Origin of the sequence: Rhizobium sophoriradicis, from assembly GCF_003939025.1 — a bacterium.
GTDB classification, from domain to species: domain Bacteria; phylum Pseudomonadota; class Alphaproteobacteria; order Rhizobiales; family Rhizobiaceae; genus Rhizobium; species Rhizobium sophoriradicis.
Genome location: NZ_RQIH01000006.1, coordinates 134,089 through 155,986 on the forward strand (window position 1 = coordinate 134,089; position 21,898 = coordinate 155,986).

A 21,898-nucleotide genomic window follows, 5' to 3' on the forward strand; every position below is an offset into this window, starting at 1 on the left:
TCACGAAGCGGTTCTATCCGCTGCGGTCAGTCAATCATCGATGCGGTCAGGAGAAAGCCCATGTGGCTCAGCAATTTCACTCTCGTTCTCCCGAACGAGGTGGTGAGCGAAGGTTCTGTGCGTGTTGAGGACGGCGCCATCGCCGAAATCCGGCCGGAGCCGGTCGCCGGCGCTGCCATCGATGGTGGCGGGCGGCTGCTGATGCCGGGATTCGTCGATCTGCATGGCGACATGATCGAGCGCGAGATCGCGCCGCGGCCGAACGCGACGATGCCGATCGATTTCGGCATCCACGAGCTCGACAAGAAACTTGCCGCCGCGGGTGTCACCACCGCCTTTGCCGCCGTCTCCTTCGCCACCGAAAGTGTCTACGGCCATGTGCGCTCGCTGGAGACCACATCGGCGGTGATCGAGGGCATCAACCGCCTGCGCGATAATCTGCTGATCGACCACCGCGTCCACGCCCGCTACGAAGTCACCAATGTCGGCGCCGCGCCGGCTCTCGAGCGCCTGCTGAATGCCAATCAGATCGACATGGTTTCGCTCACCGACCATACGCCCGGCCAGGGTCAGTACAACAATCTGCAGAGCTACATCCTCAGCATTTCCGAGCGCCGCGCCATTTCCGAGGACATGGCCGCCGAGATCGTCGCCAAGCGCATTGCCATGCGCAATAACCCCGACATCGAGACCAAGCTGAGAGAGATCGTCGCGCTGTCGCTGAAGCACAAGCTGTCGCTTGCCTCGCATGACGACGACAGCATCGAGAAGGTCGCCGAAATGCACGACCTCGGCGTCACCATCAGCGAGTTTCCGGTGACGGCACCCGCGGCGGAAGAGGCGCGCCGCCGCGGCCTCTGGACGCTGATGGGCGCGCCGAACGCGCTGCGCGGCCAGTCGATGTCCGGCAATCTCAGCGCCCTCGATGCCGCAAGGGCCGGACTGCTCAGCGTCATCGCCGCCGATTATCACCCGGCCGCCTTCGTGCCCGGCATCTTCAAGCTCGCAGACACGGTGGAAGGGGGCCTACCGGCCGCCGTCGCCATGGCGACCGGCAACGCCGCCCGCTCCGCCGGCCTCCTGGACCGCGGCGAAATCGCTATCGGCCAGCGCGCCGATCTGGTCGTAGTCGAGCCCGGCGACATCAACCGCATCCGCGCCACCTTCCGCGCCGGCCGCTTCGTCTACAGCGACGGCACGCTGCATCCATTGCGGGCGTTGGCGGCTTAGTACATTTCCCTAGAACTTGCGGTTCGTACCGGTGGTTGCCCCTCACCCTAACCCTCTCCCCGTAAACGGGGCGAGGGGACGTGCCAAATGCAGCGTCAAGGTTGAGGAAGCCGGTGCGGCATGTCCCTTCGCCCCGTTTACGGGGAGAAGGTGCCGGCAGCCGGATGAGGGGCCGCGATCGCATAGGGCGTTGATTGACTTTGTTCGCAGCCTGAACCGCGTCGCGCGGAGATGCGCTCTAACCGCGATCGCCGATCAGCGAGATGAGCTGGGCCTTAGGGGTAGCCGCCGAAGCCTCGGCGCCCACCGCCTTGCCGCCTTCCATCGTCACGCGGCCTTCGGCAAAGAGCCGCAGGGCCTGCGGATAGATCTGGTGCTCGACGGTGAGCACTCGCGCGGCAAGGCTTTCGGCCGTGTCGCCGGAAAGGACCGGAACGGCGGCCTGGCCGATCACCGGGCCTTCGTCCATGCCTTCGGTGACGAAGTGCACCGTGCAGCCGGCAATGCGCATGCCGGCGTCGATGGCGCGCTGATGGGTGTGCAGGCCTGGGAAGAGCGGCAGCAAGGAAGGGTGGATGTTGAGCATCCGGCCTTCATAACGCTGGATGAAGGTCGGCGTCAGCAACCGCATGTAGCCGGCCAGGCAGAGGATGTCGGGTGAAAGTTCGTCGAGCGCCGAAAAGATCGCCGCTTCATGCGCGTCCTTGCTGGCATAATCCTTGCGGGGAAAAGCGAAGGTGGCGATGCCTTCGGCCGCCGCCTTGGCAAGGCCGCCGGCCTCCGCCTTGTCTGATATCACGCCGACGATCTCGGCCGGATAGTCGGCGGCCTTCGCCGCCGCGACCAGCGCCATCATGTTGGAGCCGCCACCGGATATGAGGACGACGACGCGTTTGCGCGGCGTGCTCATATGGCAAGCGTACCCTTGTAGACCGTGCCGGCAGCGCCTTCGGCGCGGGCGATCATGCGCCCGAGCGTGACGACTTTTTCGCCTTCGGCTTCAAGCGCCTTCGATACCGCGGCGACATTCTCTGCGGCGACGACGACGATCATGCCGATGCCGCAGTTGAAGGTGCGCAGCATTTCCTTGGCTTCGACGCCGCCGGTCCTGGCGAGCCACGAGAAGACTGGCGGAACCTTGACGGCCGCAAGGTCGATCTCGGCCGCCAAATGCTTCGGCAGCACGCGCGGAATATTTTCCGGGAAGCCGCCGCCGGTAATATGGGCGAGCGCCTTCAGCGCACGCGTCTCGCGGATCGCCTTCAGCAGCGGCTTCACATAGATGCGGGTCGGCTCCAGCAGCGCTTCACCGAGCTTCTTGCCGTCGGCGAACGGCGCCGGTGCATCCCAGCCGAGGCCGGAAAGCGAAACGATCTTGCGCACCAGCGAGAAGCCATTGGAGTGGACGCCGGAGGAAGCGAGGCCGAGAATGACGTCGCCTTCGGCAATGTCGCCGGAGGGGAGCAACTGGCCGCGTTCGGCAGCGCCGACGGCAAAGCCGGCAAGATCGTAATCGCCGGAGGAATACATGCCCGGCATTTCGGCCGTCTCGCCGCCGATCAGCGCGCAGCCGGCCTCGCGGCAGCCGGCGGCAATGCCGCCGACGATCGCAGCACCTTGGTCGGGGTCGAGCTTGCCGGTGGCGAAATAATCGAGGAAGAACAGCGGTTCGGCGCCCTGGACGACGAGATCGTTGACGCACATGGCGACGAGGTCGATGCCGACGGTGTCGTGATAGTCCGCGTCGATGGCGATCTTCAGCTTGGTGCCGACGCCGTCATTGGCGGCGACGAGAACCGGGTCGGTAAAGCCTGCGGCCTTGAGGTCGAAGAGCCCGCCGAAGCCGCCGATTTCGCCGTCGGCCCCGGGACGCCGCGTCGAGCGCACCGCCGGCTTGATCTTCTCGACGAGGAGGTTGCCGGCATCGATGTCGACGCCCGCGTCGCTGTAGGTCAGGCCGTTTTTCCCAGACTGGCTCATGCTGGTCTCCGATGGCTGTTTTCAGGCGGCCGACACGCCGCGTCATCTGCCGGTCGCAATTGCATGACAGGGCCGTTTATGCAAGCGCTGCATGGCAAAAGCCCCCAATTTCCCGTGTCTTCAGCCGGCATTTTCCGGAATTGCCGCGACAGGGTTGACCATCTTTACGCCTGCATCCTATGTGCTGAATGACCGCGTCGCAGACGACGCGGCGTTCAGCGGCGGCGAGCGATCAGCGGGGAAGCGATGCCACAGCAAATCAGCGGCAACAGTCTCAAGCGCCAGATCTTCTTCTGGCTGGCTGTACTCGTCTTCTTCATCGCCTTTCTCTATGTCTTCAGCTCGATCCTTCTGCCTTTCATCGCCGGTATGGCGATCGCCTATTTCCTCGATCCGGTGGCAGACAGGCTGCAGCGGCTTGGCCTCAGCCGCTTCATGGCGACGATCGTCATCCTGATCGCCTTCGTGATCACCTTCACCCTGGCGCTGATGATCCTTATTCCCGTGCTCGTCAGCCAGTTCAACGATTTCGCCGAGCGGCTGCCGGGCTATATCAGCCAGTTGCAGCAGTTCATTGATAGCTCGAAAAACTCGCTGCTGCCGGAATGGGTCAGGAGTCAGGCCGGCACGATCAAGGATAATTTCTCCGGCATCCTCTCCGAGGGCATGGGTTTCTTGACCGGCCTCTTTGCCCAGATCTGGAATTCCGGCAAGGCGATCGTCGACGTCATATCGCTGCTCGTCGTCACCCCGGTCGTCGCCTTCTATATCCTGCTCGATTGGGACCGCATGGTCTCCAAGGTCGATCAGTGGATACCACGCGATTACGTCGCCGATGTCCGCCAGATCGCCAAGGAGATCGATCAGGCGATCGCCGGCTTCATCCGTGGCCAGGGCTCGCTCTGCCTCATCCTCGGCATCTATTATGCCGCAGGCCTCTCGCTCGTCGGCTTGAATTTCGGCCTGCTGATCGGCCTCTTTGCCGGCATGATCAGTTTCATCCCCTATGTCGGCTCGCTGGTCGGCCTCGTTCTTTCCGTTGGCGTAGCGATCGTGCAGTTCTGGCCGGATTATCCCTGGATCGGGCTGGTGATCGTCGTCTTCTTCAGCGGCCAGTTCCTCGAAGGCAACATTCTGCAGCCGAAGCTCGTCGGCTCCAGCGTCGGCCTGCATCCGGTCTGGCTGATGTTTGCGCTGTTTGCCTTCGGCGCGCTCTTCGGTTTCGTCGGTCTTCTGGTCGCCGTGCCGGCCGCCGCCGCCGTCGGCGTTCTTGTTCGCTTCGCGCTTTCGCGCTACCTTCAGAGCGATCTTTATTTTGGCGGGTCGCCGAGTGGCCGCGCTCAGAAGACGAAATCAGTTCCCAATGAATGACGTGAAGAACGTTGCGCTGAAGCGCAAGGCCGCGGAGCAGTTGTCGCTGCTCTTTTCGCACGATGCCGCCAGCGGCCGTGACGATCTCCTGATCTCGGAGCGTCTTGCCGCCGCCGTTTCGATCGTCGATGCCTGGCCGGAATGGCCGTCGCCGGTCGTCGTGCTCGCCGGCCCCGTCGGCTCGGGAAAATCCCATCTCGCCCGCATCTGGAGCGAGTTGAGCGGCGCCGTCAGCATTCATCCCGAACTTGGCTCGGACGCGGCAGTTGCCGCGGCCGCCGGCCCGGTGCTGTTCGAGGATGCCGATCGCCAGGGCTTTGACGACAATGCGCTCTTCCATGTCATCAACAGCGTTCGCGAAAACGGCACCAGCCTGTTGATAACAAGCCGTCTCTGGCCGATGTCCTGGCCGGTTCAGCTGCCCGATTTGCGCTCGCGCCTGAAGGCTGCGACGGTCGTCGAGATCGGCGAACCCGATGAGGCGCTGCTGTCGCAGGTGATCGTCAAGCTCTTCGCCGACCGGCAGCTTTATATAGATGACAAACTCGTGCTCTATATCGTTAACCGCATGGAGCGGTCGCTGAACGCGGCCCAGACGATCGTCGAACGGCTCGACCGGCTGGCCCTGTCGCGGGGCACGAAGATCACCCGGTCTCTTGCTGCCGAAGTATTGAATGAATTGGGAAATTCGGAACCGGCCGATTGACTGTCACAGTTCCGTCGTGAAACTGATATAATTGCCGTCGCGATTGAAAACGGGGTAGTGGACCATGGATAGCGCAGTCGCAGAACATCAGGAACTCACTCCGGAAACCAACGACAACACGCCCCCGCTGGAAGAGCTGCTGACCAGCCCCGAACGCTTCATCAACCGCGAATTCTCCTGGCTGCAATTCAATCGCCGAGTTCTCGAAGAGACCTTGAATACCGAGCATCCGCTGCTCGAGCGCGTCCGCTTCCTGTCGATTTCCGCCGCCAATCTCGACGAGTTCTTCATGGTGCGCGTCGCCGGCCTCGAGGGCCAGGTGCGTCAGAACATCGCCATCCGCAGCCCTGACGGCAAGACGCCGGCCGAGCAGCTCGACTCGATCCTGCAGGAGATCGACCATCTGCAGATGGAGCAGCAGGCCTCGCTCGCCGTGCTGCAGCAATATCTCGCCAAGGAAGACATCCTGATCGTGCGTCCCGGCGCGCTCAGCGATGCCGACCGCCAATGGCTGGCCGCCGAATTCGAACAGGCGATCTTTCCGGTGCTGACGCCGCTGTCGATCGACCCGGCCCACCCGTTCCCGTTCATTCCCAATCTCGGTTTTTCGATCGGCCTGCAGCTCGTCAGCAAGAACGGTCGCGAGCCGATGACGGCGCTCTTGCGCCTGCCGCCGGCGCTCGACCGCTTCGTCCGCCTGCCGGATGATGCGAACACGATCCGCTACATCACGCTGGAAGATGTCGCCAACATCTTCATCCATCGGCTCTACCCGGGTTACGAGGTGCAGGGCTCAGGTACTTTCCGCGTCATCCGCGACAGCGATATTGAAGTCGAGGAAGAGGCCGAGGATCTCGTCCGCTTCTTCGAAACGGCGCTGAAGCGGCGCCGCCGCGGCAAGGTCATCCGCATCGAGACTGACTCGGAAATGCCGGCTTCGCTGCGCCAGTTCGTCGTTCAGGCGTTGAGCATCCCCGAGAACCGCGTCGCCGTTCTGCCGGGACTTCTGGCGTTGAACACCCTGTCGGAGATCACCAAGGCGCCGCGCGACGATCTCCGGTTTCAGCCCTACAATGCGCGATTTCCCGAGCGCGTCCGCGAACATGCCGGCGACTGCTTCGCCGCCATCCGCGAAAAGGACATGGTCGTCCATCACCCCTACGAATCTTTCGACGTGGTCGTTCAGTTTCTTCTCCAGGCTGCGCGCGATCCTGACGTCCTGGCGATAAAGCAGACGCTTTACCGCACCTCCAACGACAGCCCGATCGTCCGTGCGCTGATCGACGCCGCCGAGGCCGGCAAGTCGGTGACGGCGCTTGTCGAGCTCAAGGCCCGTTTCGACGAAGAGGCGAACATCCGCTGGGCGCGCGACCTCGAACGCGCCGGCGTGCAGGTCGTCTTCGGCTTCATCGAGCTCAAGACCCACGCCAAGATGTCGATGGTCGTCCGGCGTGAGGAGGGCAAGCTCAGGACCTATTGCCACCTCGGGACCGGCAACTACCACCCGATCACCGCCAAGATCTATACCGATCTCTCCTATTTCACCTGCAATCCCGTCATCGCCCACGACATGGCGAACATCTTCAACTTCATCACCGGTTACGGCGAGCCGGAACAGGGCATGCAGCTGGCGATTTCGCCCTACACGATGCGGCCGCGCATCCTGCGCCACATCGAGGAAGAGATTCAGCATGCCAGGAACGGTGCTCCGGCGGCGATCTGGATGAAGATGAACTCGCTCGTCGATCCTGATATCATCGATGCGCTCTATCGCGCCAGCCATGCCGGCGTCGAGATCGATCTCGTCGTGCGCGGCATCTGCTGCCTGCGTCCGCAGGTGCCTGGTCTCTCGGAGAAGATCCGCGTCAAGTCGATCGTCGGCCGCTTCCTCGAGCACAGCCGCATCTTCTGCTTCGGCAACGGCTACGGCCTGCCGTCCGACAAGGCGCTGGTTTACATCGGTTCGGCCGACATGATGCCGAGAAATCTCGATCGTCGCGTCGAGACCATGGTTCCGCTGACGAATCCGACGGTTCACGAGCAGGTCTTGTCACAGATTATGCTCGGCAACGTGATTGACAATCAACAAAGCTACGAGATATTGCCCGACGGTACGTCGCGCCGCATGGAAGTGCGCAGGGGCGAGGAACCGTTCAATGCGCAGCAGTATTTCATGACCAATCCGAGCCTGTCGGGCCGTGGTGAAGCTCTGAAGTCCAGCGCGCCGAAACTCATCGCCGGCCTGCTCGAAGGCCGCAACAACAAGTAATACTGGACCTAAATGGTTGAATCTGAAGCCCAGGGGCGCCTTCCAGGGATCGCTCCGGTCTCCGTTGTCGACATCGGATCGAATTCCATTCGTCTCGTCGTCTACGAAGGCATGTCCCGCTCGCCGACCATTCTTTTCAACGAAAAGGTCCTCTGCGGCCTCGGCAAGGGCATAGCCGTCACCGGCAAGATGGATGAAGAGAGCGTCATCAGGGCTCTGGCGGCGCTGCACCGTTTCAAGGCTCTGTCCGACCAGGCGCGCGCCGCCACCATGTATGTGCTGGCGACGGCCGCCGCCCGCGAGGCGAGCAACGGTCCCGATTTCATCCATCAGGCGGAAACCATCCTCGGCCGTAAGGTTCGCGTGCTGTCGGGGGAGGAGGAGGCGAAATTCGCCTCGCTCGGCATTATCAGCGGCTTCTTCAATCCCGACGGCATTGCCGGCGATCTCGGCGGCGGCTCGCTGGAACTGATCGACATCAAGGGCAAGGAGTTCGGCAAGGGCATCACGCTGCCGCTCGGCGGCCTGCGCCTGTCGGAATATGCGGGCGGCTCGCTTTCCAAGGCCAGAGCCTTCGCCCGCAAGCAGGTGAAGACGGCAAAGCTCTTGTCGAAGGGCGAGGGGCGCACTTTCTACGCCGTTGGCGGCACCTGGCGAAACATCGCCAAGCTGCATATGGAGATGACACATTATCCGCTGCATATGATGCAGGGTTATGAAGTCTCGCTCGAAGCGATGATGCTGTTCCTCGAACAGGTGGTGACCGCGCGCGATTCCAAGGAGCCGGCGCTGCAGGCCGTGTCCAAGCACCGCAGGTCGCTGCTGCCCTTCGGCGCCGTCGCCATGAAGGAAGTGCTGAGCGCCATGAAGCCGTCGATGATTTCCTTTTCGGCGCAAGGTGTGCGCGAGGGCTATCTCTACTCGCTGCTGTCCGAGGGTGAGCGCCGTCTCGATCCGCTGCTGGCCGCCGCCGGTGAATTGGCGATCCTGCGTGCCCGGTCGCCCGAGCATGCCCGCGAACTGGCGGAATGGACCGGCCGGATGATGCCCTTCTTCGACGTCCAGGAAACCGAAGAGGAAAGCCGCTATCGCCAGGCCGCCTGTCTGCTCGCCGATATCAGCTGGCGCGCCCACCCTGACTATCGCGGCCTGCAGGCACTGAACGTCATCGCCCACTCTTCCTTCGTCGGCATCAGCCATCCCGGCCGTGCCTTCATCGCACTGACCAATTATTACCGTTTCGAGGGGCTGCACGACGACGGCGCCACCGGCCCGCTTGCGCAGATCGCCACGCCACCCTTCATCGAGCGCGCCAAGCTGCTCGGCGGCATGCTCCGCGTCGTCTACCTCTTCTCGGCCTCGATGCCGGGCATCGTCAAGAACCTGACCTTCCGCAGATCATCGAACCCGGACTTCGACCTCGAATTCGTCGTTCCCTCCGAATATCGCGATTTCGCCGGCGAACGCCTGGACGGCCGCCTGCAGCAGCTGTCGCGGCTAACGAATAAGAGGCTGGCGTTTCGGTTCGAATAGGGCAGAGATTTTTAAGGGCCGTTGTTGACGGCGCCATCCCTCCACTCTCCCTCATTCCTGTGCTCGTCACAGGAATCCAGCCACCGCGCGTCCGCGCGGTGAATGACTCACTTGCTTTTAAAGATTCTCCCGCGCTCAAGGACTTGAGCGCACTGGATTCCTGTGACGAGCACAGGAATGAGGGAGGAAGTGGGTGCGTAAACCAAAGAAAAAGGCGGCACTTCCGCACCGCCCCTCCATCTCACATCAAACCCGAATTACTTCGCGTTCAAAAACTCACCAACCTCAAGCAGGCTGAACTCGTTATTATCCGCCTTGTCGACGGCGCGGCCGGCCGAGAAGGGCAGGTTGTTGTCGTTGCCGATGATGATGTGGGTGGCGTCGACGCGATCGACGTTTTCGATCGTCACGAACGGCATGTCGTAGACGCCGTCCTTGGCTCCGGCCTTCTTCTTGTTGTCGGGGTCCTGGATGTTCAAGAGGTCGATATAGCCGATCTTGCGGACGGCCTTGCCGGCATTGGCGTCGTTGAACTCGATCTTGTAGACGCGCTTCAGTTCAGTCGGCGCCTCGAAGCAATCCGGCTTCGGCTGCTTCGGATCGGCGCAGGCCTTGTCCTTGGTGCCGGCGCCGCTGTCGCGCTCGATGACGAGAGCGGTCGTATCGTCGAGCATGTTGAAATCGCCGATCGACACGCCCTTGTCATCGAACGGATAGAGCCAGCTGCGGCCGGTCCACTTCTTGGCGGCGGCGTCGAATTCGATGATGCGGATGGCGGTGTGGCCGTCGGCCGTTTCCATCGTGCCGTCATCCTTGTAGATGGCGCCTTCGAGCAGGCCGTAGAGCTTGGCGCCGTCCTTCGACATGGCGAGGCCTTCGAAGCCGCCGGAACGCTTCAGGTTGAAGACCGGCATCTTCGCGGCCGGATTGCCCGGCAGCTGGATCAGCGGATTGTCGGGCGACAGCACCGGCTTGCCGTCGAGCGTGGTGGCAATCACATCTGTCAGGCGGCCCGCGGTGTCGAATTTCAGGATATAGGGGCCGAACTCGTCGCCGAGCCAGAAACCATCGGCAACCGGCTGGATCGATTCGATGTCGAAGTCGGCCCCGGTGAGGTAGCGCGTGTCGGTGCCTTCGAGCACGATCGGGAACGGAGCGATCTTGTTCGGGTCGGAGAGGAAGAGGTTGTTGACGACTTCAGCCTTGTTGGCGGCCCAGTCGAACTTCATCTGATGCAGGAACAGCATGGAGTCGGAGGAATTGGCCTTGGAACCGAAGCCATTATCGGAGAGCGTCCAGAACGTGCCGTCGGCCATCGTCTTGATGCCCGAGAAACCCTGGATCGGCTGGCCGTCGAACGGAAGCTTCAGGTCGGTCACACGTGCACCGTCCTTGCCGGGAACGGTGCCGAGCGCTTCGGTGCGCTTGCGGTCTTGCGTCGTGAACTTGCCGGAATGCTTGAGGAATTCGGGGGCATTGGCCGGGGCCGCAACCATGGTGTTGGCAGGCAGGATCGCCTGGCCGGCGAGCTTGGCCGGGAATTGCTGCTGGTCGGCCGAAACGGGGCCGGCAATCAGGATGAAAAGCGATACGGAAGCAAAAAGGACGTTCTTCATAATATCCCCATGGAACGGATGCGAATGGCTTTCCGCTTAGCAGGGCTTCCGTGTCAGCGAATTGACGGTTGGGTGAAGCTTTGGTGACGGGTGATAAAAGCGCTTGCTCAGCCGTGCAGAACGACTGCGGGCGTGTTCAGAACGGTCACCGCACGCGAGGAAAGCGCCATGACGCCGAGCGCCTGGCCGCGTCCCTTGACGGCATGGATGCCGAGATCGTCGCAGGAGATGTCGTCGGGAAAGGTCAAGCGCCGGGCAAGCTCCGCGGAGATCAGCACCTGTCGGTTCAGACTGCGGCAGAGCGTCTCCAGCCGCGCGGTCGTATTCACCGTATCGCCGAAATAGCTGATCTTGTGGTGATCGACGCCGACTTCCGCGGTGATGATCTCGCCGCCATGAAGGGCGGCGCGAAGCTTCGGTACCTGTCCGTAATTTTTCCGCCAGCCGGCGGCATTGGCTTCGATATCGGCGATGATATCGAAGATGCAGCGCACGCAGCGCGCATCCTTGACGCCACGGGCAAGCGGCCACGTAATGATCGCCGCATCGCCGACATAGTCGTTGATCATGCCCTTGTGGCGCCGGACCGGCTCGGCGAAAGTCGCAAACAGCGAGCTCAGCAGCTGCTGTGCCCGGAGGTCGCCGTGCTTTTCGGCAAAAGCTGTCGAATCGACGAGATCGATGAACAGGAAGACACGCTCTTCCTTGACTGGATTGCGATAGCGGCTGATGAGCATGCTGACGAATACTTCGCGGCCGAGCAGTTCGCGCACGCGAAGGATGAAGATCAGTGCCGAGCAGACGGCAAGCGCATAGAGGAAGACGTCGAAGGGCATGATGACGAGATCGAGGAGCGACGACGGCTTCAGCACGCCGAAGGCCCGAAGGAGCAGGCCGGCGCAGGCAAAGCCGATGCTCATCAGGATCTCGTAGATCACCAGCTCAGTGATGATGAAGATGAAGGTCGGCAGCTTCTGGATGCGCCGGTAGAGCCCCCGGAACAGCACCTTGCGCTCGAAGGCGATGATCGGCATGCCGATGAAAAGCGCGAAGATCGCGCCGATGACCGGCGTCTGGTCGGAGTAGAACATCGAATCATAGACGACGCCGCTCGCCGCCAGGACGAGGACGATCAGGATCCAGTTCTGCGTCGGAGATATTTCCCGCATGCCGCCCCTTCGCTTCGCAGTTTCGCCCGGCCATTGTTTCAGCTGGGAAAACAGCGTCAAGCGAATTCGATTTGGTGTCAGAGCGCGACGGTTTCAACCTTCCGGCCGGCGAATCGCAGTCCGATCTGGCCCTGGATCAGCTGCAGCGCCGGCTCGCCGAAAAGATCGCGCCGCCAGCCGTGCAGGGCCGCGACGTCGGCCTTCTCGCCATCGGCGGCGATCTTGTCGAGATCCTCGCTGTTGGCGATCACCTTCGGCGCTACGCCGTGTTTTTCCGAGATCAGCTTCAACAGCACCTTCAGGAGTTCGACGGCGGCAGCGGCCCCTTCAGGGGCCTGCGCCTGCCGCGGCGCATGTGGCATCTCCGCCTTCGGAAGCGCGAGCGCCGCGTTGACGGCCTCGATGACGGCGGCGCCGGAGGTCGAGCGCTCCCAGCCCTTCGGAATGGTGCGCAACCGGCCGAGCGCTTCTGTATCCTTGGGCTGCTGCTGGGCGATCTCGTAGATCGCATCGTCCTTCAAGACGCGCGAACGCGGCACGTTGCGCGCCCGTGCCTCGCGCTCGCGCCAGGCGGCGACATATTTCAGGATCGCCAGCTCCTGCGGCTTGCGCAATCGCATCTTCAGCCGCTGCCAGGCGTCATCAGGATGCATGTCGTAGGTTTCGCGGGCCTCGAGAACGTCCATTTCCTCGCGAAGCCACGACGTGCGGCCTTCGCGGTCGAGCTGTGAACTCAGCGACAGATAGACGTCGCGCAGATGCGTGACGTCGGCCAGCGCATATTCCAGCTGCTTGTCGGAAAGCGGCCGGCGGCTCCAGTCGGTGAAGCGCGACGACTTGTCGATATGGACGTTCTTGATGCGACTGACCAGCTGATCATAGGAGACGCTGTCGCCGAAACCGCAGACCATCGCGGCGACCTGCGTGTCGAAGATCGGATGCGGAATGAGATTGCCGCGATTGAAGATGATTTCGATGTCCTGGCGTGCGGCATGAAAGACTTTCAGCACCTTGGTGTCGGCCATCAACTCGAAGAAGGGGGCGAGGTCGATGCCCTTGGCCAGCGGATCGACGAGAACCTCTAATGTCGGGCTTGCCATCTGGATCAGGCAGAGCTCCGGCCAGAAGGTCGTCTCACGCAGGAATTCGGTGTCGATGGTAATGAAGTCGGACTTGGCCAGCTCTTTGCAGGCGGCCGCCAAATCGGCGGTGGTTTCGATCATATCAATTCATTCGCAAGGAAAAGGTCGGTTGAACCTTCCTTCTCCTTTCGCTTCGATATGTCAATACAACAGCATAAGCTTCGCGCATTGCTGGCGAAGAATCACGTCCAAACTGAGGCAAGCAAATGCTTCAGCTCACTCTGACATAGCTGGTCATGCCGGTCTTCTGATGTTCGATGATGTGGCAATGCAGCACCCAGTCGCCGGGATTGTCGGCGACGAGGGCCAATTGCACCTTCTCGTCCGGCTGGACGAGGTAGGTGTCGGAGATGAGCGGCATCACCTCCCGCGTCGAGGACGAGATAACCGTGAAGCTCATGCCGTGCAGATGGATCGGATGGGCGTGCGGCGTTGTGTTCTCCAGATTGAAGACATAGCTCTTGCCGAGCTTCAGTTCCGCCAGCGGCGCCGTCGGATTCGGGGTATCGCCCGGCCAGGGCACCTTGTTGATCGCCCAGAAGCTGTAGCCGAGCGTGCCGCAGATACTCTCGACGGCGGCATTTTCCGCGGTGGCGCTCAACACCAGCGGAATCTGTTCGGCAGCGGAAAGATCGGCCTTAGGAACGGGGTTTTCGGCAAGCGGGCCGAGATCGCCGATATTGCGTTTCAACGACGGTCCAACGGCGCGCAGGCTGGCAATCGTCTTCGGCGTCGTGCCGCGGATATCCTCGAGCGTCGCGACGGCACCTTCGCCGTCCGGCATGCGCACGGCAAGATCGAGCCGCTGTCCGGGCCCGAGCTGTAGCAAGTCGAGGGGAAAGCGTTTCGGCACCGGATTGCCGTCGATGGCGATGACGGTCGCATCGGCGCCCCCCATCGTCAGCGAGAAAATGCGCGTCACGTCGGTGATGGCGATGCGCAGCCGCACCAGTCCCCCGGCCGGCGCGTCATATTGCGGTTCCTGATGCCAATTGGCAGTGCGCACCGTGCCGTATGTGCCGCTCTTGGCGGCATCGCGCGGCCGAAAGGGGGCGATGAACTGCCCGTCTCCGCCAAGCCGCCAGTCGCGCAGGTTCAGCAGTACCTCGGCATCGAAATCGGGATCGGCCGGGTCCTCGACCACGAGCATGCCGGTCATGCCGTGTCCCATCTGCGTCAGCGTGTTGCAATGCGGGTGATACCAGAAAGTGCCGGCATCGGGTGGCGTGAAAGCATAGTCGAAGCTGTCGCCGGTGTAGATATAGGGCTGCGTTACGAAGGGCACGCCGTCCATGCGGTTGTCGATGCGCAGCCCATGCCAGTGGATCGTCGTCGGCTCGTCCAGCTGGTTGTTCAGCCGTGCCGCGTAGGGCTGCCCTTTCGTCATCCTCAGAACCGGCGGCATGCCGTCATGGCCCCAGCTCATGACATCCCGGGTCGGCCCTTTCTCGGTCAGCATGGCCTCGGTCTTCACAGCCGTCAGCAGCTGCGGCTCCGGTGCTGCCGCGGCAGGTCCGAATTTGCCGGCAATGCCCATGCCGACTCCGTAGGCGCCCGCGACAGCGGAGGCCTTGAGAAGGTTGCGGCGGGTCAGGAAAGGCATGCGTGGCTCCACGATGAGAATGCACCTCCTTTTAAAGTTGACCGCCACCTTCATCAATACGGCAAGCGCAGCCAAACTGCCGCAGCTACGGGCCGCGGCTTCGCCATAAACGCGTGCCAATCGCGTGGCGAGCACGCGCCAAGCCTTGACAAATCGGAGCGTCCATGCGCTTTTCCGCCCGATTTTCTTGTCGGCGCTTGAGGGCGTTTGAACCCTTGCTGCCGTCTTAAGCCACATGCCAGGAATTGAGATCATGCATCGCTATCGCAGCCACACATGCGCCGCCCTCCGCAAGACGGATGTCGGCTCGACCGTCCGTATCTCCGGCTGGGTCCATCGCGTTCGCGACCATGGCGGCGTTCTGTTCATCGACCTTCGCGATCATTACGGCATCACCCAGGTCGTCGCCGATCCCGACAGCCCGGCCTTCAAGCTGGCCGAGACCGTGCGTGGCGAATGGGTCATCCGCATCGACGGCCTCGTCAAGGCCCGCACCGAAGACACCGTCAACAAGACAATGGCGACCGGCGAGATCGAGCTCTACGCGCAGGAGATCGAGGTACTGTCCGCCGCCAAGGAATTGCCGCTGCCGGTTTTTGGCGAGCCTGATTACCCTGAAGACGTCCGCCTCAAATACCGCTTCCTCGATCTTCGCCGCGAAACGCTGCACCGGAACATCGTCAAGCGCACCCTGGTCATCTCGGCGATGCGCCGCGAAATGGGCGCTGTCGGCTTCACCGAATATACGACGCCGATCCTGACGGCCTCCTCGCCGGAAGGCGCGCGCGACTTCCTCGTTCCCTCGCGCATCCATCCCGGCACTTTCTACGCGCTGCCGCAAGCGCCGCAGCAGTACAAGCAGCTGCTGATGGTTGCCGGCTTCGACCGCTACTTCCAGATCGCGCCGTGCTTCCGCGACGAGGACCCGCGCGCCGACCGCCTGCCAGGCGAATTCTACCAGCTCGACCTCGAAATGAGTTTCGTCACCCAGGAAGATGTCTGGAACACCATGGGTCCGCTGATGACCCAGATTTTTGAGGAGTTCGCCGAAGGCAAGCCGGTCACCAAGGAATGGCCGCGCATCCCCTATGACGAGGCGATCCGCAAATATGGTACAGACAAGCCGGATCTGCGCAACCCGATCGTCATGGAAGCGGTAACCGACCATTTCGCCGGCTCCGGCTTCAAGGTCTTCGCCGGCATGATCGCTTCCAACCCGAAGGTTCAGATCTGGGCGATCCCGGCAAAGACCGGCGGCTCGCGCGCCTTCTGCGACCGGATGAACGCCTGGGCGCAGAGCCAGGGCCAGCCCGGCCTCGGCTATATCTTCTGGCGCAGCGAGAACGACAAGCTCGAAGGTGCGGGACCGCTCGCCAAGAACATCGGCGAGGAGCGCACCGAAGCGATCCGCACCCAGCTCGGCCTCGGCGATGGCGACGCCTGCTTCTTCGTCGCCGGCGAGCCGGAAAAATTCTACAAGTTTGCCGGCGAAGCGCGCACCAAGGCCGGCGAGGAACTGAACCTCGTCGACCGCGACCGCTTCGAACTCTGCTGGATCGTCGACTTCCCCTTCTTCGAATGGAACGACGAGGAGAAGAAGGTCGATTTCGCCCACAACCCGTTCTCGATGCCGCAGGGTGGCCTCGATGCGCTGCAGAACCAGGATCCGCTGACGATCAAGGCCTTCCAGTACGATGCCGTCTGCAACGGCTTCGAAATCGCCTCGGGCTCGATCCGCAACCAGTCGCCGGAAACCATGGTCGCCGCCTTCGAGAAGGTCGGCCTCAGCCAGCAGGACGTCGAGGATCGTTTCGGCGGTCTCTACCGCGCCTTCCAGTACGGCGCCCCGCCGCATGGCGGTGCGGCTTTCGGCATCGACCGCATCGTCATGCTGCTCGTCGGCGCCAAGAACCTGCGTGAGATCTCGCTGTTCCCGATGAACCAGCAGGCCCAGGACCTGCTGATGGGCGCGCCGACCCCGGCAACCCCGACGCAGCTGCGCGAGCTCTCGATCCGGCCCATCCCGCCGGTCAAGAAGGACTGATATAACAGGCTGCAAAGCGCCGACCGGCCTCCTTACGGTACGGCACCACGCGCTACAAGATGAACTTCCGTGGCCAGCCTCGTCCTTCGAGGCCCTGCGGGGCACCTCAGGACGAGGCCGGAGAGAGGTCGCCTTCAAAAAGATAAAAGGCTCGGCGGAGTGGTCCGCCGAGCCTTTTCGTGTTCAGATCAAAGCGATCAGTCGTTGGCCGAAACCTTGACGCCGAGCACCTGCGGCAACGTGTTCGGAGCGCCCATGGCGGCACCGACGATGGTCGGGAAGGGCACCGGCTTTTCGGGGGTGGCCTTAACGGTCAGGCTCTTCGGGTCGTCGAGGAAGGTGTTGACGGCGGCCGAAACGGCGTTCTGAAGTTCCGGGATGTTGAGCTGCGCCAGCATGATCGGCGTCATCGCCTTCAGCGAATCCGCCATCTGCTTGCCCGACATGTTCTGCTGCGCACCGGCGTAATCGAGCGCGCGCTTGGTGATCGAGGCATCCTCGAAGCGCACCTGTGCGCCTTCGAAGGACAGCTGCTGCATCAGACCCAGCATGGCAAGGCCGAGCGCCTGCTGCGCCTGTTCCTTGTTCGGATTGGCTTCGGACTCCTTCATCGCATCTTGCATCGATTTCATGAAGGCCATCGTATAGCCGGAGATCTTGAAGCCGAGGTTGAGCTTGCCGATGTTGGTGAAGTCGAAGCCGATTTCCGAAACGTCTATCGTGCCGGGCCCGAGCTCCCAGGCGCCCTTCATGGTGATGTCGCCCTGGACGTGCTGCAGGGCGAGCTTCTCGATCGCATCCTTGCTCTTGGGATCGTCAGTCTTGGTGAGATCGGCCTTCATGCTCTTGAAGGCGCCGTCGAAATCGAAGCCGGATTCGTCCTCGCGCAGCGTCAAGTTCATGTCGCTTTGAAGCAGCGAGAAGACTTCCGTGCCGTCCTTGACCACTTTCAGCGGGCCGGTATGGGCAGTCTCGTAAAGCATCATGCCATCGAGTGTGTCGCCGCCCGGCGTTGCCGGGACGGAAATGCCGCCCAGCGTCAGTTCCTGCGCCGTAACGGTCACGCCGTCTCCCGTCTTGTTGATGTCGGGGAAGGCCGCTTCCTCGATGTAATAGCCGCCTTCCTCGTCTTCCTCCACGCCGGAAAGGGTGACTTCGCCGATGGGCAGGCTTTCGCCGCCGGTCGGCTTGACCGTCACATTCTTCAACGTCACGGTCGTTCCGTTGATATCGACGCCTTCAGCCGAAATCGTTCCGCCTTGAGCCTCATAGGCGGCATTGATCTTCTTCAAGAGATCGGCGCCGTCGAGAGCGAAAGCCGAGCCGGCGAGGGAGAAAAAGGCGGCGCCCGACAGCATCAGCCGCGTTGTCCGGTAAATGTTCATGGGTGATTCCTCTGGTGGCGTGGTGGCGGTTGGAAATCTGCAGTTACGCTACTACGGATTGGGCCCGCTTTGTATTTGCGGACTTCTAAATTTCCGTTGAAAGGAACGGCAAACGAAGTCCAAATTGCGGCCGAACGTTTGTCTCATCCTTTGATGTCGGTGCCAAGACTTCATCCACAGCTGCAATACCCCGGATTCCTTGCCCGCCGGCCGCTTCTGGGCTAGTCAAGACCCATGGGACAAGAGATTTTGCCGCCTTCCGGCGGAGACGACGACAATATCCAACCGGTCGACCTCAAGGCGGCTCTCGAGCAGCGCTATCTTGCTTATGCGCTGTCGACCATCATGCATCGCGCTCTGCCTGACGTGCGCGACGGGCTGAAGCCCGTCCATCGCCGCATCGTCTATGCGATGAACGAGATGGGGTTGAGGCCGACCTCGGCCTTCAGGAAATGCGCCAAGATCGTCGGCGAAGTGATGGGTAACTACCATCCACATGGCGACCAATCGATCTATGACGCGCTTGCCCGTCTCGCCCAGGATTTCTCGCAGCGCTACACGCTCGTCAACGGCCAGGGCAATTTCGGCAATATCGATGGCGACAGCCCCGCCGCCATGCGTTACACCGAATCGAAGATGACGGCGGTTTCCGAACTGCTGCTCGAAGGCATAGACCAGGATGCTGTCGATTTCCGTGACACCTATGACGAATCGAATTCCGAGCCGGTCGTCCTTCCCGGCGCCTTCCCGAACCTGCTCGCCAACGGCTCCTCCGGCATCGCCGTCGGCATGGCCACCTCGATCCCCTCGCACAATGCCCATGAGCTTTGCGACGCCGCGCTGCATCTGATCAAGCATCCTGATGCCACCGTCGAAAAGCTCGTCGAATTCATCCCCGGCCCGGATTTCCCCACAGGCGGCATCATTATCGACAGCCGCGACAGCATCATCGAGAGCTATCGCACCGGCCGCGGCGGTTTCCGTGTGCGGGCCAAATGGCAAACCGAGGATCTCGGCCGTGGCGGCTACCAGATCGTCATCACCGAAATTCCCTTCCAGGTGCAGAAATCGCGGCTGATCGAGAAGATCGCCGAACTGCTGATCGCCCGAAAGCTGCCGCTGCTCGAAGATATCCGTGACGAGTCGGCCGAGGACATCCGTGTCGTCCTGGTGCCGAAATCCAGGAGCGTCGATCCGACGATTCTGATGGAATCCATGTTCAAGCTGACGGAGCTCGAAAGCCGCTTCCCGCTCAACATGAACGTTCTGTCGATGGGCCGCATCCCGCGGGTCATGGCTTTGAACGAGGTGCTGAAGGAGTGGCTGGACCACCGCCGCGAGGTGCTGCAGCGCCGCTCGCGCTTCCGCCTGGCAGCGATCGACAAACGTCTCGAGATCCTCGGCGGCCTTCTGGTCGCCTATCTGAATATCGATGAAGTCATCCGCATCATCCGCGAGGAAGACGAGCCGAAGCCGGTCATGATGGCGCGCTGGGATCTGACCGACAATCAGGTCGAGGCGATCCTCAACATGCGGCTGCGCGCCCTGCGCAAGCTGGAAGAATTCGAGATCCGCAAGGAGTTCGACGAACTCACCAAGGAAAAGAGCGAGATCGAGGCGCTGCTAGCCTCCGACGACAAGCAGTGGCAGACGGTTGCCTGGGAAATCGGCGAAGTGAAGAAGAAATTCGCCAAGGCGACCGAGGTCGGCCGCCGCCGCACCCAGTTCGCCGACGCGCCGGAGGCCGATGAGGAAGCGATCCAGCAGGCGATGATCGAGAAGGAACCGATCACTGTCGTCATTTCTGAAAAGGGCTGGATCCGCGCCCTGAAGGGCCATATCGCCGATACGGCGACGCTGACCTTCAAGGAAGGCGATGGCCTGAAGGTGGCCTTCCCGGCGCAGACGACGGACAAGATCCTGATCGTCACGACAGGCGGCAAGGCCTTCACGCTCGGCGGTGACAAGCTGCCGGGCGGTCGCGGCCACGGCGAGCCGCTGCGCATCATGGTCGACATGGACAACGACCAGGCGGTGCTGACCGCTTTCGTCCACGATCCCGCGCGCAAGCAGCTGATCGTCTCGACGGCCGGCAACGGCTTCGTCGTTGCCGAGGCCGAGCTGATCGCCAATACTCGCAAGGGCAAGCAGATCATGAATGTCGCGCTGCCCGAGGAAACGCAGCTGCTCGTGCCCGTCGGCGGCGACCATGTCGCCGTGGTCGGCGAAAACCGCAAGCTGCTGGTCTTTCCCTTGGCGCAGGTGCCCGAAATGACGCGCGGCAAGGGCGTTCGCCTGCAGCGTTACAAGGATGGCGGCATTTCGGACGTCCGCTGCTTTGCGATGTCGGATGGCCTCGTCTGGGAAGACAGTGCTGGCCGTACCTTCACGAAGAACAAGGACGAGCTTGCCGAATGGCTGGGCGACCGCGCCAGCGCCGGCCGCACCGTGCCGAAGGGTTTTCCGCGCAGCGGTAAATTCGCCGGTTAACGTGATTGCGGCAAAGTTGCGGGGCGATTTTGCCTTGGGAACTGCGTGAAAACAAAGGGGCCGAGCATTTCTGTGCTCGAATGCTCCGAGCCGCAAAAATTCCGTCGCCCGTCTCTTGGCGGCCGCCGGAACTTCTCTATCTCTCTGCTGTTACCGAAAAGAAGAGAAGGCCGATTCTGTGGGCGGACGGAACTGGCTGTGGCCCGTACGCCTGGGGAAGGCGCGCCTGCCCTTACCGGAGGAAAATCGATGCCCGCCAGCACCATCAAATTGCATGTCAGCCACACCTATAGAGTGCCGCCCGCTGTCGTCTACGACGCCTGGCTCAACCCCGAGATCGCCCGCCGTTTCCTGTTTGCCACCGATGACGGTCACGTCATCCGCGCCGATATCGATCCGCATGTCGGCGGCCGCTTTTTCATCGTCGACCGCCGCCCGACCGGCGACGCCTTCCACCAGGGCGTTTTCCTGGAATTGAAGCGACCGCGCCGCATGGTCTTCTGCTTCTCGGTCGAAGAGCACGACCACAATTGCGACCGCGTGGAAATCGACATCGAGCCCCTTGGCGGCGGCAGCCGTCTGACGCTGACTCACGAAATGTGTGCCGAGTGGGCCGCGCATGAGGAAAAGACCCGAAAAGGCTGGGCGCATATCGTCGAAGGGCTCGGCCGCGAGCTGGAACAGCAGCAGATGAAGGCTACGGGGTGAGCGGCACGCTGAAATCCCTGAGGAAGCGGGTCGCACCTTCTTCGTCGATCTCGCCGGCTGCGACGTCTAATACAAATGCAATGACCTGCGCGTTATCTGCATCGATGACGTACCGGTTGAGGTAGAGAAACGTAAACGCCGCGAGATAGCCTGTACGCTTGTTTCCATCCACGAATGGGTGGTTCCTAACGATGCCGTAGAGATAGGCTGCGGCGAGTACGAAGATATCGGTTTCGCCATATGCAGCCTTGTTGAGTGGACGTGCCAAGCTGGTTTCCAATGCATTGGCATCTCGCAGACCAGACAAACCGCCATGCTCGGCAATCTGCTCACCATGCATATTTTCGACCGCTTGGCGGCCGAGCCATTTAAGCCGTATCATTTTGCGAGTTCGCGCAGCGCCACTCGATATTTTTCCATGCCGATGCGGGCTGCCCGCATTTGTTCGGCGAGGTCTGCTGATTCCGGCACGAGGTGGATGTTACCCTCGATCTCCCGCAGTTCGAGGCTGTCTCCGCTGCTGAGACCCAACCGCTGCAACACCTCTTTAGGAATGATAACCCCTTCGGAATTACCGATCTTGCGGATCGTGACGTTCATTTGCTTCATCCTCTTATGTGGTAACGTAGTTATAACATGAGGGATTGACAGG

The 21,898-nt window shown here is 61.9% G+C and carries 17 protein-coding genes; 8 read left to right on the forward strand and 9 right to left on the reverse strand.

Going from position 1 to position 21,898, the window contains the following annotated elements; translation table 11 throughout:
- Positions 1 to 60 precede the first annotated feature (60 nt).
- Positions 61 to 1,230 (forward strand): alpha-D-ribose 1-methylphosphonate 5-triphosphate diphosphatase, encoded by a 1,170-nt coding sequence (locus EFR00_RS11620; RefSeq protein WP_009995514.1) that lies wholly within the window; start codon positions 61 to 63, stop codon positions 1,228 to 1,230.
- 238 nt (positions 1,231 to 1,468) lie between these two features.
- On the opposite strand, the gene purN is transcribed toward EFR00_RS11620, so the two are convergent.
- Both purN and purM read right to left on the reverse strand, forming a co-directional pair.
- Positions 1,469 to 2,140, reverse strand: a complete 672-nt coding sequence (gene purN / locus EFR00_RS11625; protein WP_009992173.1) for a phosphoribosylglycinamide formyltransferase — start codon at positions 2,138 to 2,140, stop codon at positions 1,469 to 1,471.
- Positions 2,137 to 3,210: a phosphoribosylformylglycinamidine cyclo-ligase gene (purM, locus tag EFR00_RS11630; protein ID WP_077993221.1), complete on the reverse strand. Its 1,074-nt coding sequence runs from the start codon at positions 3,208 to 3,210 to the stop codon at positions 2,137 to 2,139. Before purM ends, purN begins: the two co-directional genes overlap by 4 nt.
- A gap of 246 nt (positions 3,211 to 3,456) precedes the next feature.
- Between purM and EFR00_RS11635 the strand changes: the two genes are divergently transcribed.
- From EFR00_RS11635 to ppx, 4 genes are all read left to right on the forward strand, one after another.
- On the forward strand, positions 3,457 to 4,581 hold the full coding sequence (locus EFR00_RS11635) for an AI-2E family transporter (protein ID WP_077993223.1): 1,125 nt from the start codon (positions 3,457 to 3,459) through the stop codon (positions 4,579 to 4,581).
- The gene (gene hdaA, locus EFR00_RS11640) at positions 4,574 to 5,287 is read left to right on the forward strand and encodes a DnaA regulatory inactivator HdaA (protein WP_009994955.1); all 714 of its coding nucleotides are present in this window, start codon (positions 4,574 to 4,576) and stop codon (positions 5,285 to 5,287) included. The genes EFR00_RS11635 and hdaA overlap by 8 nt, the downstream gene beginning before the upstream one ends.
- A 64-nt stretch (positions 5,288 to 5,351) precedes the next feature.
- Positions 5,352 to 7,556: an RNA degradosome polyphosphate kinase gene (locus tag EFR00_RS11645; RefSeq protein ID WP_038688059.1), complete on the forward strand. Its 2,205-nt coding sequence runs from the start codon at positions 5,352 to 5,354 to the stop codon at positions 7,554 to 7,556.
- A gap of 12 nt (positions 7,557 to 7,568) precedes the next feature.
- A complete protein-coding gene (ppx, locus tag EFR00_RS11650) occupies positions 7,569 to 9,089 on the forward strand; it encodes an exopolyphosphatase (protein WP_077993225.1) in 1,521 nt (506 codons plus the stop codon).
- A 257-nt stretch (positions 9,090 to 9,346) separates the two neighbouring features.
- Here the strand turns inward: ppx and EFR00_RS11655 are convergent, their stop codons facing one another.
- The 4 genes from EFR00_RS11655 to EFR00_RS11670 all read right to left on the reverse strand — a co-directional run bounded on the left by EFR00_RS11655 (position 9,347) and on the right by EFR00_RS11670 (position 14,619).
- Complete coding sequence (locus EFR00_RS11655; RefSeq protein WP_077993226.1) at positions 9,347 to 10,705, reverse strand: esterase-like activity of phytase family protein; 1,359 nt, start codon at positions 10,703 to 10,705, stop codon at positions 9,347 to 9,349.
- A gap of 107 nt (positions 10,706 to 10,812) precedes the next feature.
- On the reverse strand, positions 10,813 to 11,874 hold the full coding sequence (locus EFR00_RS11660) for an adenylate/guanylate cyclase domain-containing protein (RefSeq protein ID WP_077993428.1): 1,062 nt from the start codon (positions 11,872 to 11,874) through the stop codon (positions 10,813 to 10,815).
- A 77-nt stretch (positions 11,875 to 11,951) separates the two neighbouring features.
- Positions 11,952 to 13,097, reverse strand: a complete 1,146-nt coding sequence (gene rnd / locus EFR00_RS11665) for a ribonuclease D (protein WP_077993228.1) — start codon at positions 13,095 to 13,097, stop codon at positions 11,952 to 11,954.
- A gap of 130 nt (positions 13,098 to 13,227) precedes the next feature.
- Complete coding sequence (locus EFR00_RS11670; RefSeq protein ID WP_077993233.1) at positions 13,228 to 14,619, reverse strand: multicopper oxidase family protein; 1,392 nt, start codon at positions 14,617 to 14,619, stop codon at positions 13,228 to 13,230.
- A 253-nt stretch (positions 14,620 to 14,872) separates the two neighbouring features.
- Between EFR00_RS11670 and aspS the strand changes: the two genes are divergently transcribed.
- Positions 14,873 to 16,663 (forward strand): aspartate--tRNA ligase, encoded by a 1,791-nt coding sequence (aspS, locus tag EFR00_RS11680; protein ID WP_077993235.1) that lies wholly within the window; start codon positions 14,873 to 14,875, stop codon positions 16,661 to 16,663.
- 197 nt (positions 16,664 to 16,860) lie between these two features.
- Here aspS and EFR00_RS11685 read toward each other — a convergent pair whose 3' ends face one another.
- Positions 16,861 to 18,048: a hypothetical protein gene (locus EFR00_RS11685; RefSeq protein ID WP_038688071.1), complete on the reverse strand. Its 1,188-nt coding sequence runs from the start codon at positions 18,046 to 18,048 to the stop codon at positions 16,861 to 16,863.
- 234 nt (positions 18,049 to 18,282) lie between these two features.
- Between EFR00_RS11685 and parC the strand changes: the two genes are divergently transcribed.
- Positions 18,283 to 20,538 carry a DNA topoisomerase IV subunit A gene (gene parC / locus EFR00_RS11690; RefSeq protein ID WP_077993237.1) on the forward strand — a complete coding sequence of 752 codons (2,256 nt, stop codon included), beginning with the start codon at positions 18,283 to 18,285 and terminating at the stop codon, positions 20,536 to 20,538.
- 249 nt (positions 20,539 to 20,787) lie between these two features.
- On the forward strand, positions 20,788 to 21,246 hold the full coding sequence (locus tag EFR00_RS11695) for an SRPBCC family protein (RefSeq protein WP_009995994.1): 459 nt from the start codon (positions 20,788 to 20,790) through the stop codon (positions 21,244 to 21,246).
- On the opposite strand, the gene EFR00_RS11700 is transcribed toward EFR00_RS11695, so the two are convergent.
- Entirely contained in the window at positions 21,236 to 21,628 is a 393-nt protein-coding gene (locus tag EFR00_RS11700) for a type II toxin-antitoxin system death-on-curing family toxin (RefSeq protein WP_009995995.1), read from the reverse strand. The two genes, EFR00_RS11695 and EFR00_RS11700, sit on opposite strands and share 11 nt — an antisense overlap.
- Complete coding sequence (locus EFR00_RS11705; protein WP_004673828.1) at positions 21,625 to 21,846, reverse strand: AbrB/MazE/SpoVT family DNA-binding domain-containing protein; 222 nt, start codon at positions 21,844 to 21,846, stop codon at positions 21,625 to 21,627. Before EFR00_RS11705 ends, EFR00_RS11700 begins: the two co-directional genes overlap by 4 nt.
- Between the last annotated feature and the right edge of the window lie 52 nt (positions 21,847 to 21,898).